The organism is Anaerolineales bacterium (genome assembly GCA_019637805.1).
GTDB lineage: Bacteria > Chloroflexota > Anaerolineae > Anaerolineales > UBA11579 > JAMCZK01.
Genome location: JAHBVB010000001.1, coordinates 162379 through 175980, shown reverse-complemented (window position 1 = coordinate 175980; position 13602 = coordinate 162379). Strand labels below are relative to the sequence as shown.

Sequence of the window (13602 nt, the reverse complement as noted above, 5' to 3'; positions counted from 1 at the left end):
TTAGTCGCTGAATGACTGGATTGGGAAATAATGAGCTTGTTAAATCAGTGTCCATACTTCATAGGAAACCCATCCTTCTGGCAAAGGTTAGTATTTCTGTGCTTTTGTTCTTAATGTCAATCTTCTTGGGCTCATGTGTGAATAGTCAGCGAGGCTCGGATGAGCAGATAATAATTACCGAGGCCAATTTAATACCTAGTGCTCCTATTGTCTCCCCCACATTGTCACCAGATAGAGCAGCCGAGGTCGTGAGGCGTTATCTCACAGATACATCAATTTGCAAGCTGCCTTGTTGGTTGGGAGTACTACCTAATAGAACAACGGTGGAAGAGATGCACGAATTTCTCGGGCGGCTTGGTGGTGAAAGTGAATATGCTAATCCAAGTGAAGTTGTCTCTCATAACTATGTAATCAAGGATGGATTTTCTTCTTTTTATTCTGAAAGCGGCGTGATCGTGGCATATAGAGTTGAGATTTTGCTTAATGCACTTTCTGAACTTTTAGATGACTTTCTTAAACTATCTGCTGCGAATTTGATCGAAGTTTATGGCCATCCTGATGACATAACTATCTTTAGACCAAGATTGATTGAGCCCACGAATCTAGAATTCTATTCAATTCTAACTTTTTACCACACGGAAGGATTTCTCGTGATTGAAGAAGGCTTGTTGATTGATTCAAAAAATGACTTTCGATGCTTTTCCAATCAAATCGCGGGGCGGATGCATATTGTTAGTGATACTGAAGAAAAGTTCCTTGCTATAAAGAATGATATTCTGGATCAATTGGCTGAATTGCCTGACTCTGCCTATGCCAGTATGGCGCAGATGGCTTGGATATACAGAGCTTGATTTCTTTACAGCAGTTTTGTGATTGAAGCCTGGGTGGAGTTGAGGGTGGAGGAAAATAGGGTTCGGATATGAAACAAAGCAATCATCAAACAAGAAACCCTGGCATTTGGACAGCCCGCCTGCTGGTCGCCAGCGTGCTGGTGGCCACGCTGGCCTATGCCGTCTTCGGCTTGCTGGCCACCCCGGCGGCGGCCAGTGGGTTGCCGGCTGCCGGACAGCCACCGGCCTGGATGCTGCCGGGCGCAGCGCTGCAAGAGGAAACCGACACGCCCACGCCGGCCGACACGCCCACTGCCAGCGAAACGCTGACCCCCAGCGAGACGCTGACCGCCAGCCAAACGCCGTCGCCCAGCCATACCCCCAGCCCCAGTGCTACGGCCACGCCAACCGCCAATCTGCTGGCGCGCTGGAGCTTCGACGAGGGCAGCGGCAGCACGGCCGGCGACACGCACGGCGCCCAAAACAACAACGGCACCATCAGCGGGGCCACCTGGACCGATTACGGCCTGTCCGGCAAGGCTTTGCTTTTTGACGGCAGCAACGATTATGTGTCGGTGGCCGACAGTGCCGATCTGAAGCCCGCCAACGGCTTCAGTGTCGGGGGCTGGATCTATCCCCTGTCTGTGGGTGGGAGCGTAAAGACGATAGTCATAAAATCCACCGCCCAAGACTACATCCTGCGCACGACGGCGGACGGCTATCTCGAATTTTGGGCGCACGACCTCAACCCCAAGAATGTGACCGGCCCGGTGCCGCCGCTCAACACCTGGACGCACGTGATGGGTGTCTACGACAAGCCTGCCAACCAGATCCGCCTGTATGTGAACGGCGTGCTGGTGGCGGCCCAAACCGTGACCGGCACCGCCGCCTACGACACCGGCGCGCTGCGGATCGGCGCCAATCACAGCGCGGCCCAGGCCTGGCACGGCCGCCTGGATGAGATCACCCTATGGGACCGGGCGCTCAGCGATGCGGAGATCGCCGGCTTCTACGCGGCGGTGCAGACGCCCACGCCGACTCCCAGCCAGGTCTCCACCCTCACCCCGACGCCCATGCCGACCCTGACCGAGCTGCAGCAGCGCTGGGGCACCGGGGCGGATGGGGATGTGGAGTTTAGCGGAACGGTAAACATCAGCACTACTGCCACTATCTCTGGCCGTACTTGTGCAGATTCACCCAACTATCGCGTAACTGCGTTGACCGGAACTCAAGCGACCCTGAATAGCACGCCAGCGGGGGATTGTCTTAAGCCCGGGGATGAAATATTGCTGATCAATATTGGGTCCCAAAATACGAATCTGGTTAATGTGGGGAATTATGAATTTTTGAGAGTGCATTCTGTGGCTGGCAATGTGGTTACATTTGTGGACCCCAAAGGCAAATTTTACGGAGAGACCACCAATCAGGATAACAATCTGTCCAGCACTCAATATGTGCATATTCAGCGCGTGCCCAATTATCACGATGTAGAGCTGAACGGCTTGCTAAACACCACGGCGATGAACTACAGCACCTCCACTGGGATCGTAGTGTTTAGAGTTCAAGGCGAACTGACTGGCACTGGCACTCTCAATGTGAGCCAAAGAGGCTATCCAGGAGGACCGGCCTCCAGTCAAGGGCGGGGCATTCGTTACACTGTTAGCACATCCAACCAGGCCAACTATGGGGGTGGGGGGTCAGGCAACGGGGGCACCTACACGGGCGGCGGTGGGGCCTATGGAACTTCGGGTGGCGCGGGGAGCAGTTGGGTGGCTACAGGCGGCGGCCCCTACGGCTTAGCCGACTTGTCAAAGATTTACCATGGGTCCGGCGGTGGTGGCGGTGGCTCCACTGGACAAAACAGCACCGGCGGTGTGGGTGGCCGTGGCGGCGGCATCATTCTCATCCATGCCTTTAATGTGAATTTCAACGGCACCATTCAAGCTAACGGCCAAAATGGACAAAATGGGAGTGGCCCCTGGTGGGGCGCTGGTGGGGGCGGCGCAGGGGGCAGCATCTCAATTACCGGCTTTGACTTGAACCTAAATTCCACCACCATCACTGCCACAGGTGGTGGTGTCGGGGGCGCCGGCGGCAAGGGGCGTATTGCGTTTTTCTACCAGAATAGTCATTCTATAAATAGTTCGAATCCCAGTGCGACACCCGTTCAGATTTATGTAGAAAGTACCGCGACTCCTACGCCTACGCTAAGTCTGACGCCCACAGCCACGGGCACGCTTACCGCGCCTGGGGAGTGGGGGAACGGACTGGATGGGGATGTGGTTATCAACAATGGTCAGACCGTGAACTTGAATTCGGCCACGTTGATCGCCGGCCGCAGCTGTGCCGATGGCGGCGACGCCGTGGCGTACTCCGTGCTTGAACTGACCTCTCACACAGCCAAACTGCAAAAAGTGGTCAGTGACGGGTGTCTGTCTCCCGGGGACAAGGTGCTAATCATCAACTTGCAGGGCACCTCGGCCAATTCTGTCAATGTCGGCAATTATGAGGCTTTGCTGGTTTCCAACGTAGTGGGCGACACCGTCGTCTTTACTACGGCAAAGCAGAATTTCTACGGCAATGGCGCTGGGAATGACAACAACCTGGGCATTGCCACCAACAATCAACGGGTCATGCTGATGCGCATACCGCAGTATCGCAACCTGACAGTAAATGGCACGCTAACAGTCTCTGCTTGGAATGGAGTACGGGTCGGCGTGTTGGCCTTTGAGGTCCAGGAGATGCTGAACGGAACCGGAAGTATGCAGGTAAATGCTCTGGGCTATCGCGGTGGACCTGGCGGTTATTTCAACAACAATCGCAATGGCAGGCAGGGCGAAAGCTATACAGGTGTGGGCGGCATTTCTGTGCAGGCCAATGGCGGCGGTGGCGGGGGCGGACCAGTGCCATGGGAAGAGGGCGCTGGAGGAAATCATGCTGGTGGCGCTGGGGGTACCAGCCATGCTTATGTAGGATCTGCTTACGGGAATCCTCAACTGTCCAAGCTGTACTTTGGCTCAGGCGGCGGAGGCGGCGGCGCAGCAGGTAGTGGCGAAAGCACAGGCGGGAATGGCGCGCCTGGCGGCGGCATTATTTTCGTCCGAGCGCAAGAGATTGCTTTTACGGGCAGCATTCAGACCCGTGGCCAACAAGGGTCGTATGGTTCTTACGATTGGGTAAATGAGCCCGGTTATGGCGAGAGTGGCGGTGGCGCCGGCGGTAGTATCCGCATTGAGGGCGATATAGTGGATTTGAACAGCTTGTCGGCCGCTGGTGGCGCCGGGGGCAATAACAATGGCGGCCCTGGAGGAAATGGCCGGATTGCCATCTATTACCAGACGAGTTTGGACTATGCAAGCTCCAGCCCCGCAATTGGCTATACCGGAATGCCAGGCACGCCTACACCAACCCCCACGCCGACTGACACACCGACGCCTCCCGCCCCTGTGGGCTGGCAGAACTGGGAATATTCTTACGGCTCCCAGCAGCCCCATGCGCCTTCGGGCGTCATCTACGCCACGCCGACGCCCTAGGCTATCCCAGCGCTCCGCTGTTCAGCTCTTTGCGGTATTCCCGCCAGCGGGGCATCAGGCGGGTCATGTGGGCTTTGAAGACCTGGTTGTGGCTCGGTTCGATCAGGTGCACTAGTTCGTGCACCACCACGTATTCCAGCAGGTGCATGGGCCGCTTGGCCAGCTCGGTATTGAGCCGGATGGCGCCGGTGGCCGTGTTGCAGCTGCCCCAGCGCGTCTTCATCTGCTGGATGGCCAGGCCGCTGCTGCGCCGGCCGATGGCCGGCTCCCACTGGGCGATCAGCGGCAGCGCCGCGGCGCGCAGCTGATCGCGGTACCAGGCGGCCACCTGCGCCGCCCGCCGCGCCCGGCTGGCCGCGCCGCGCACGGCCAGGCGCACCTGGCCGTCGCGCAGTTCCACTGCCGGGCCGCGGGCGCTCTTCAGCAGCCGCAGCGGGTAACCCTGACCCCACAGGTAGATCGTCTCGCCATCCAGATAGCGCAGCGGGGCTTGCAGGGGCCGGTTGGCGAAGCGCTGCTGCTGTTGGCGGATCCAACCCAGGTTGGCGGCCACGAACTTTTGCACCGCGCCCAGGCCCACCCAGGCCGGGGCGGAGACGCGCACCGCACCGTGCGGTGCCTGCACGCGCAGGTTCAAGCGCTTGATGCGCTTGAAATGCACGTCTACCAATATATCTTCGACTTGGATCTGCGTGGTCATCAGCCACAATTATAGGCAAGAAATCCTGAGGTGTTAGGCGGGTTGCGCCTGGTACCAGGTGGCCGTGGAGGTCTGGCGGAAGCCGATTCCTTGGTACAGGGCCGCGGCCGCCTCGGTCTGGTACGAGATCTTGATCCGCTCGGCGCCGCGGGCCGCCAGCCGTTCGATCCCGGCCGACAGCATCGCCCGGGCCAGGCCCAGCCGTTGGAACTCATCCTCGACTCGCACCGGTTCGACCAGACCCAGCTTGGTGATGGGGTCGAACCAGTACAGGGAATAGCCGGCGATCCGCCCATCGGCGGCCTCGACCGCCAGGTCCAGCGCCGGGTCGTACAGCGAACATTGCTCCAGGCGCTGCGCCACGTCTTCCCCATTGCGGGCCTGCATGGGATGCGGGGCGTCTCTGCCCCCGGTGCGATCGACGATCGCAAAGCCCGCCCGCGGCGTCGATACAGACGGCCGCTCGGCGGCAGGCAGCCAGGCGGTGCGGTCTTGCTCGCCGGCGGTCAGTCCGGCGCCCAGGGCGAGTTCGCGGAAGATGAGATCGTCGTCGCTCACCGGTACTTCAAACCCCTGCGCGGCGTGCTGCCGGGCATGCTCTAAAGCCCGGCTCCACACGGCGCTGGGCGCCGGGCCGGCTGCGCCCGGCACGATGACCGGGTCGCACTGCCAGGCCGCGTCGCTCCAGCTGGTCAGCAGGACGCCGGCGACCGGTCCCTGGTCGTCGACCCAAAAGAGCTTCTCGGCCGCGTCAGAGCGCCGCGGCTTGCGCCACCACCACTGCACATCGGCAGCCTCCCACACGCCGGCCACGGGGTCGGCGCGACGGGCGCGCTGCAACAGCGCGGTGGCCAGCTCCAGCGCTTTCAACCCGGCGGCTTTTATCTCCCGGGTGGACACAACGGCCTCCTGCTCGGCATGGCTCTCATGCTCTGGATTATAGACTCTGGCCCACTGCTCACCCCAAACAAAAAGCGGGCTGCTTTAGCCCGCTTTTGTTTGACTTTGTTGGGCGCACGGCCGTGCGCTTGTTGCGCTATTCCGTTACGCCCTGCACGCGCAGGAAATAGACGTTGGTGATGTTGGCGTCCTGGTCGCGGTTGGCGATGATCAGCAGCCCGGCATCGCCGGCGTCCTCTTCCTTGCTGAAGGCGCACACCAGGCCCACCTCTTCAAAACCCGCTTCACTGCCGGTGAAGCAGTTCTGTCCATCGGTATCCCAGTCGCTGAAATCAAAGGCGTCGGCGTAAAAGGCTTGCACATCCGCCGGGGTTTGGGTGGTAGTGAAGGTCACCATGTCAATGTCGCCGCCGGCCGCGCTCAGCACCTGGCCCATGGCGAACTGCACGAACAGGCGCATGAACAGCGGCAGTTCCACATTGTTCTGCTCCAGCCCTGGCATGCGCGGTACATCGATCCATAGATTGGCGGAGGAGGTGATGTTCCCGCCGCCCAACACGCTGTCTAGCAGGCCGCTGGCTTCATCACCCAGCACACCGCCGACCGCGTCGCCCACGGCATCGTTTACCGCATTGCCGACCATGTCCTGAACTGTGCTGCCCAGATTGCAGGCCAGCGAGGCCAGCAGCAATAGCGAGACGATCAGAAGAATTCGTTTGGATGGCATTTGGTGTCTCCTCTTGTTGGCGAAGTTCGAAACTCTTGATAAGAACTTGTTTATAGAGCTATTGTTATGCTTGACAGCCGAAAAAGCAAGCCTTATAAACAGAACATATGTGCTATATAGTCATCGTAAGGGGGAAACCGATGGCTTATACGCTCAGCAGTCTGTTGCAAGACATATACACTGCGCTCGGCCAACTGCGCCTGGGCGCCGCCACAGGCGGCAGCCCCAACACGCTGGCCGACGCCGCGCTGGCCGGCCGGCACCGCGACGACGAATGGCAGGGCGGGGCGCTCTTCATCACCGCTGCGGCGGGCGCGCCGCCTGAAGGCGAATTTGCGATCATCGGCGCTTTCGATGCCGCGGCGGGCCTGTTCAATCTGGCGGCGGCGCTCACTGCGCCGGTCGCCGCCGGGCAGCGCTATGGTCTGGCGGGCGGCTACTACCCGCTGGACACCATGATCGAGCTGGCCAATGCGGCCCTGCGCGGCCTGGGCGACCTGCCGTTGGTAGACGCAAGCCTGGCCACGCCGCACACCGGCAGCAGCTTCAGCGCCACGCTGGAATGGCCGCGCCGCCGCCCGGTGCGCATCGATTACCTGGCCATCCCCGGCCTGACGGCGGTTGATCCGTGGCGCACGCTGCATGACTGGGATTTCATCCCCGCCGCGCCGGGGGAACCCGCTCTGATCTTGTTTGCCGATGCCCTGGCGGCCGGGCGACCGCTGCGCATTTGGTACCAGGCGGCGCACCCGCAGCTGCGCGCTGCCGGCGACCCGCTGGCGGACGGCTTGCCGCCGGAACTGGCTGCGGCGGCCGGGGTGGAACGTGCCCTGCGCTGGCAGCATGCCCGCCAGGGCGGGGCGGATGTACACCTGGCCGCCCAATGGGAGCAGGCCCAGCATGAACTGGCCGCGGCCAAACGCGCCTTCCCCATCTGGCGGCCGCGGCGGGCGGCCCGCCTGCTGGCCGTGGGGCGCTGAGATGGAAACCGGAATTTTTGAGGGCTGCCGCTGCCGGCTAGAAGGACTGCGCCATCAGGATGAAATAGCCGAAGTAAACCAGGCCGTACAGCAGCGGCGAGAGCAGCAGCCCGCCCGCCTGCAGCGCTTTGCCTTTGCGATAGGCTCTCCAGCCGGCGATCGTCGTCGCCAGCAAGATCAGCGGATAGGCCAGGATCGGCAAAAAGATGATGTGCTTCTCCGGCGTGGCGCCGCCTTCGTAGATGTTGGCCAGCAGAAAGGCGGCCAGCGCCCACACCACCAGCGTGACCAGCATCAACACTTGCAGGGCGATCAGGGCGGCCACCTGGCAGCCTTTGGGGGTCTCAACCAATCGGGGATTGTCCATGTCCAACTCCCTGCCCTTCTTGAGGATGATTATACGCGGCTTGGCGGAGCTCTGCGATGAACACCATCCGTGTCTATCCCGGGGCCAGCAACCCCAGCCACGAGATCAGCCTGAGCGACGGCGTGCAAACCTGGGGCTTGCGTTTGGACGGCGGCCCCAAGGCCCTGCAGGAGGAGCCGATCACCCCGTCCACCCTGCGTTTCAACGCCCTTTCCGGCTTCGGCGCCTGGGAGCCGGGCCTGGCCGAAGTGGAACAGCGCGACTGGTCCGGCGGGCGCGGCCAGGCGCGCTTCTCCAGCGAGGCCGAACTGGCCCGCAGCTTCCATGACAGCCAAAACGCTTGGACGCAGACGCCCGGCCTGCTGCTGCCTGCGCCGCAATGGCGGCTGGCCAGCGGTGTGCGCCCCGCCGTGCAGCGGCTGCCGGGCAGCCTGGCGTGGCGTTCGCTGACTGGCGAAACCCGGGCTTTGGCCGCACAGTTCAGCCTCGACGCCCAGAGCCTGGCCGCCCGCCAGGTGTGCGTCTGGCTGCGGCGGGTGGGCTCGCCCGCCGCCCTGCAGCTGGCCCTGCACCAGGACGCGGCCGGCCAGCCCGGGGCCGCGCTGCCCGGCGCGCACAGCAGCTTGCACAGCGCCGAGGTCGGCGATGTGGTCAGCCTCTTTCACGCCTTCCATCTGCAGGATTGGCAGGGCGACTTGGACGCTTACACCAGCTATCAGCTGGTGTTGCGCGGCTCGCCGGAAGACAATGCCGCCAACCACTGGGAGCTTGGCGTGCATCCCAAGCAGGGCGGCGGGCACACTTCGCCGGATGGGGCGGCTTGGGCGCCTGTGCGCTTTTGCCCCTATCTGCGTGTGCAAGACGCCGGCCTCAAGCGCCGGTTTCACTTCTTCCACTTTGAGGATTGTTTGTACGCCTTGGATGTGCGCGCCGACGGCAGTGCCTCGCACCTCTATTTGAATGGGGAGCGCGGCCTGGCCACCGGCTGGTCGGCCATCAGCCTGGAGGATGCCGACAAGGCCTGGCGACCGGGCCAGTGGGCCGGGGCCTGGCTGCGCATCCGCAAGGGCCAGGGCGCTGGCCAGGCGCGCCAACTGGCCGCCAACTCGGCCAGTGAGCTGACCCTGGCCGCGGCCTGGGACCAACTGCCGGATGCGAGCTCGGAGTATGTGATCTACGCCAGCGACGTTTGGCAGGACATCAGCCCCGGCAGTGGCGACCAGTTTGATGGCCCGGTGACCGGTGTGACCACTCTGGGAGCGCAGGCTTACTTTGCCCGCGGCGCCGGGCTGCCCATCCTGCGCATGCGCTACAACACTGCGCTGAGCGCCCCGGCCCACCAGTTCGCCGATGATGGCAATGCGGCAGACTGCCTGCAGGCCGCCCTCCACCCGCTGCACGGCCCGCAGATCTGGCGCGGCCTGCAGGCCGCCGACACGGCCTCGCGCGCCGCGCCCAGCGCCTGGGGCGTATCGCTCAGCTTTGGCGCGGGCATTTCGCTGGGCAGGCGCTCGACGCTTTTGGCGCTTCTGGAACATGCCGGCCAGCTGTGCGCGCTCAAGTCGGACGGCCTGTGGCCGCTGGGCACGGATGATTTGGCCCGCCCCAGCCAGCTGGACCTGGCAGCTGGGCTTGGCCCGCTGGCGCCGGCCTGGGCCCGGCAGGGCGAGGACCTGTGGCTGGCCTGGGGGGCGCGCTTGCTGCGCTACACCGGCAGTGCCTTGAGCGATGAAAGCCCTGCCAAGGGTCAGGGATTGCCCGCCGAACGCGCCGGCACAGTCTCGGCCCTGCAGCCCTTGGACGCGCAGCGCATGCTGGCGGCGCTGGACGCGGGCCAGGGCGTCTCCAGCTTGCTCCTCTGGGCCGGAGGCGGCTGGCATGAACTAATGCGTGCGCCGCAGGCCGGCCAGCCGATGCAGGCCCTGGCCGTGCAGCACGGCCCCGGCATGCGTCCGCGCCTGTGGCTGGGCTTGGGCGGCGACTTGGCCTATCTCGACCTGCCGCGCGCCTCCGAATCGCCGCTGGGCGATGCCGGCCTGGCCTACCAGCACGAAGCGGTGTTGGTGGGCGGCACGATAGATATGGGCGCGGCGCGCCTGCCGAAGTACCTGCGCAGCCTCAGCCTGCTCAGCCGCAACCTGGGCGCTGGTGTGCAGGTGCATCTGGACGTGCAGGTGGATGGCGAGATCGGCACGCCGCGCTGGCGCAACCTGGGCGCCTTCTACTCTTCGCCGCTGGATAGCCTGTCGCTCAACCTGGGCCAGCTCTACACGCTGCGGCCGCGCCTGCGCCTCCTCACCAACCAGGCAGACCGGCCGCCCGTGGTGCTGGCCACGCATCTGGAAGGCTTTGCGCGCACGCCGCTGCGCTACCGCTGGACGCTGCGGCTGCGCCTGAACAGCGCCCAGCCGGAGCGCGGCGGCGACCCGCAGCCGGCTCCTGAAGCGTTTGTGACCTGGCTGCAGCGCGTCGCCCGCCGAGCGCGCAAGATCCGCATGCGTTCCATCTGGGCCGACCTGGACGAAAAAGACGTGCTTGTGGAGCCGCCGGCTCTGCAGCGCGAGCATGGCGCAGACGGCGGCTGGGGTGGCGTGCTGACACTGGTCTTGCGGGAAGGATAGAGAACCATGAGCAGTTTTGTGTACAACGCCGCCAAACTGGGGCTTCTGCTGGACGGCTTCAACCTGGAGGAAGACGACTTCAAGGTGGCCTTGCTCGGCCCCGGCTACACGCCGGACCCGGACGGGCAGGCCTTCTTCAGCGACATCAGCGCCGAAGCCAGCGGCACAGGCTACACGGCCGGTGGTCAGTCGCTGCAAAACGCGGCCCTGGTGCGTGACGATGCCAACGACCGGGTGCTGCTCAGCGCCGATGGGCTGATCTGGACGGTGGCCACTTTCGTCACCAAGGGCGCGCTGATCTACAAGTCCAGCGGCGACCCGGCTACCAGCCCGCTGCTGGCCTTCATTGACTTTGAGGAAGAGCTGGAATGCGCCGGCGAGGACTTTGTTCTGCAGTGGCATGAGAACGGCATTCTGGCATTGGGGGATTAGCATGACCAACTGGGCTTCTTCGGTGATCGAGACCCATCCGGCCGCGGCGAACCTGCCTGTGGCCGAGCGCAGCCGCTTCGGCCTGCACCTGCGCCGGTCCGGCCGCCGGCGGCTGGCGCTGCTCAGCGGCGCCCCGGTGCACTATTATCACTCGCCCAGCCGCAGCTGGCAGGAGATCGACACGCGCTTGCAGGCCCGGGGCGATGGCAGTCTGGGTGCCCCCGGTCTGCCCTTCCGGCTGGAGCTGGACGGCAGCGTCAAAGTGGAGGGCACTGCGCAAGCGGCCGCCTTGCATCGCCACAAAGCCTGGCGGGTGGGCCTTTTTGCCGCGGGCCGCTTCCATGAGCTGGCCCGCCTGGGTCCGGGCCAGGTGCATGCCGACCAGTTGCGCCGCCAGGCTGGGCCGTTCCACCACCAGATCACCCTGCTGCCCGGCGGGCTGCGCGAGGAACTGCTGCTGGCAGAGCTGCCGCCCGCGCCCGCCGAGCGGGATGCCTTGCTGGTAGTGGAGAGCCTGCTGCCCGCCGGAGGCTTCCCGGCAGGCTGGCTGGGCGAAGCCCAACGCGGAGCGTTGCGCTTCCCCATGGGCTGGGCCCAGGACGCGGCCGGCCAGCGCCTGCCGCTGGCGCGCTGGGTGCAGGTGGACAAGCAGGGGCAGCGCCTGTACAGCGGCGTGCCGTATGACTGGCTGCAGCAGGCCAAATTCCCGGTGGTGCTGGACCCGGACATTGACATCAGCGGGCATGTGGGCGATGGCACCATTTGGGGCGCCAACCCCAGCACCTCTTCCGGGCAAACCAACACCGCCACACAGCTGACTGTGGGCGGCCGCCTGGCCAGCGGCGAGCCTTATGTCTGGCGCAGTTATCTCAAGTTCGACACCTCCAGCCTGGGGCTGGCCGCCGTGGTCGAGAAAGCCAACCTCACGCTTTACGTGGTCACCCTGCAAAGCTATGTGGCCTGGACCATTCACCTGCGCCAGTACAACTGGTCTGCTCATGATGCGTTCTCCGCTGGGACGCGTGAAGCGGCCTGGGACGGCTTGTTGGCGGCCTCCAATACGGCTGTGATGGGCACCAGCTCAAACCCGGTGGGCACTTACCTGACCACGGCTGATCTGCCCACCGCTTGGATCAACATTCTGGGCAATACCTACTATGGTTTGCGCTGCAACCAGGAAGGCTACGGCTATCCCAACAACCAGGGCGGCATGCACGAGTATGCCTCGGCCAATCATGGCAATCCGCTCTACCGGCCGGTGCTGGCGCTGGAATACTTGGCGGGCTACCCGCGCAGCGGGCCGCTGCCGCTGCGCGCCCGCCTGTTGCCGCCGCGGCCGCGCCTGGCAGACACGCGCCAGCGGCTCAGCGCCCGCGCCCGGCGCACCGCGCTAACCGCGCGCATTGCCCGCAATTAGGAGCAGACATGCAGAACGAAGACAGCATTTGGATCCTGGAGAGCCCCCTGGTGATGGTGGCCGGCGAGCAGATCGCCTTCAGCGTTGATTGGCAGGGCGCCGCCAATGTGGCCAGCCCCACCGCCCAGGTCTTCAAGAACGGGGCTGACATCACCGCCCAGACCATGGACGCTGCCGACCAGCACCTGGTGAACGGCAATGTGCAAACGCTCAAGCGCTTGCGCGCCCGGCCCCAGGACGGCGGCGCGCGCTATGTGCTGCTGGTGCAAGCCGAGGTGGATGGCAACCTGGAACGGCGCAAACTGCTGGTGCACGTCGCCCGGGCGGGCGAGGAGCATTAAAGACAAAGGCACGCAAGCTTGCGTGCCTTTGTCCGGAGCCATGACCCAAGGGGTCAAGCGCCTGCATCAATGTTCAACGATGACCAGTGATCTAGCCGCCGAACAGACGCTGCCACCAGGACTTCTTCTTGCCGGCAGTGCTCGTGCGGGCCTTGGAAGCAGCCGTCTTGGCCGCCGTTGCCTTCTTCGAGACAGTCGCCTTGGCGGCGGTGCTCTTCTTGGCAACGGTCTTCTTGGCGGCGGTAGCCTTCCGGGCGACGGTCTTCTTGGTCGCAGTCGCCTTCTTGGCTACAGTCTTCTTGACGGCTGCGCCTTTGGCAGCCGCCTTTTTGGCGGTGGCCTTGGTGGCGGCGCTGGCCTGCTTCACGGCAGCCTTGGTGGTCTTCTTGGCTGCTGCGGCCTTGCTCGCTACCTTCTTTCCAGTACTTGTGGCCATTCTTCCTCCTTGAACGGAAGTGTTATCCCATGATTATAGGCAATGCAAAAAAACAATGCAACAAAAAAACAGGCAAGGAGTTTGCCCCTCGCCGATGCTTATCCCTTCTTCTTTTTGGCAGCCGCGCTGCTGGCATCGAAGGCCGCGCCAAGCGCCACGCCCAAGGCAATGCCCAGGCCGATATTGTCCAGCGCCACACCCAGAGCCACACCGATCGCAATGCCCACCCCAATGCCGCTGCCATTTCCGAAGCCGCTGGTATTTTCTGCCGGTTTCTTTTCTTTGGCCATTTCGCCTCCATCCGTATTCTAGCAAGAA

The 13602-nt window shown here is 63.4% G+C and carries 13 protein-coding genes; 7 read left to right on the top strand and 6 right to left on the bottom strand.

Features of this window, described 5'->3' with window-relative positions:
* Positions 1-11: 11 nt before the first annotated feature.
* Complete coding sequence (locus KF885_00860) at positions 12-851, top strand: hypothetical protein (GenBank protein MBX3047704.1); 840 nt, start codon at positions 12-14, stop codon at positions 849-851.
* A gap of 68 nt (positions 852-919) precedes the next feature.
* Positions 920-4363, top strand: coding sequence for a LamG domain-containing protein (locus tag KF885_00855; protein MBX3047703.1), 3444 nt, complete (start codon positions 920-922; stop codon positions 4361-4363).
* A 1-nt stretch (position 4364) separates the two neighbouring features.
* On the opposite strand, the gene KF885_00850 is transcribed toward KF885_00855, so the two are convergent.
* The 3 genes from KF885_00850 to KF885_00840 all read right to left on the bottom strand — a co-directional run bounded on the left by KF885_00850 (position 4365) and on the right by KF885_00840 (position 6690).
* Positions 4365-5063, bottom strand: a complete 699-nt coding sequence (locus tag KF885_00850; GenBank protein MBX3047702.1) for a M48 family metallopeptidase — start codon at positions 5061-5063, stop codon at positions 4365-4367.
* Positions 5064-5096: 33 nt separating this feature from the next.
* Positions 5097-5963: a GNAT family N-acetyltransferase gene (locus KF885_00845; GenBank protein MBX3047701.1), complete on the bottom strand. Its 867-nt coding sequence runs from the start codon at positions 5961-5963 to the stop codon at positions 5097-5099.
* A 136-nt stretch (positions 5964-6099) separates the two neighbouring features.
* Positions 6100-6690: a hypothetical protein gene (locus tag KF885_00840; GenBank protein MBX3047700.1), complete on the bottom strand. Its 591-nt coding sequence runs from the start codon at positions 6688-6690 to the stop codon at positions 6100-6102.
* A 140-nt stretch (positions 6691-6830) separates the two neighbouring features.
* Here KF885_00840 and KF885_00835 point away from each other — a divergent pair, with 140 nt between their 5' ends.
* The gene (locus KF885_00835) at positions 6831-7670 is read left to right on the top strand and encodes a hypothetical protein (GenBank protein ID MBX3047699.1); all 840 of its coding nucleotides are present in this window, start codon (positions 6831-6833) and stop codon (positions 7668-7670) included.
* A gap of 37 nt (positions 7671-7707) precedes the next feature.
* Here the strand turns inward: KF885_00835 and KF885_00830 are convergent, their stop codons facing one another.
* Positions 7708-8037: a hypothetical protein gene (locus tag KF885_00830; GenBank protein ID MBX3047698.1), complete on the bottom strand. Its 330-nt coding sequence runs from the start codon at positions 8035-8037 to the stop codon at positions 7708-7710.
* A gap of 56 nt (positions 8038-8093) precedes the next feature.
* Between KF885_00830 and KF885_00825 the strand changes: the two genes are divergently transcribed.
* Genes KF885_00825 through KF885_00810 form a run of 4 tightly spaced genes read left to right on the top strand, consistent with a single transcriptional unit; the run spans position 8094 to position 12848 of the window.
* A complete protein-coding gene (locus KF885_00825; GenBank protein ID MBX3047697.1) occupies positions 8094-10658 on the top strand; it encodes a hypothetical protein in 2565 nt (854 codons plus the stop codon).
* Between the two features lie 6 nt (positions 10659-10664).
* On the top strand, positions 10665-11090 hold the full coding sequence (locus tag KF885_00820) for a hypothetical protein (protein MBX3047696.1): 426 nt from the start codon (positions 10665-10667) through the stop codon (positions 11088-11090).
* Position 11091: 1 nt separating this feature from the next.
* Positions 11092-12507, top strand: coding sequence for a DNRLRE domain-containing protein (locus KF885_00815; GenBank protein ID MBX3047695.1), 1416 nt, complete (start codon positions 11092-11094; stop codon positions 12505-12507).
* Between the two features lie 8 nt (positions 12508-12515).
* Positions 12516-12848, top strand: coding sequence for a hypothetical protein (locus tag KF885_00810; protein MBX3047694.1), 333 nt, complete (start codon positions 12516-12518; stop codon positions 12846-12848).
* A 91-nt stretch (positions 12849-12939) separates the two neighbouring features.
* Here the strand turns inward: KF885_00810 and KF885_00805 are convergent, their stop codons facing one another.
* Both KF885_00805 and KF885_00800 read right to left on the bottom strand, forming a co-directional pair.
* On the bottom strand, positions 12940-13284 hold the full coding sequence (locus KF885_00805) for a hypothetical protein (GenBank protein ID MBX3047693.1): 345 nt from the start codon (positions 13282-13284) through the stop codon (positions 12940-12942).
* 98 nt (positions 13285-13382) lie between these two features.
* A complete protein-coding gene (locus KF885_00800) occupies positions 13383-13574 on the bottom strand; it encodes a hypothetical protein (GenBank protein MBX3047692.1) in 192 nt (63 codons plus the stop codon).
* Between the last annotated feature and the right edge of the window lie 28 nt (positions 13575-13602).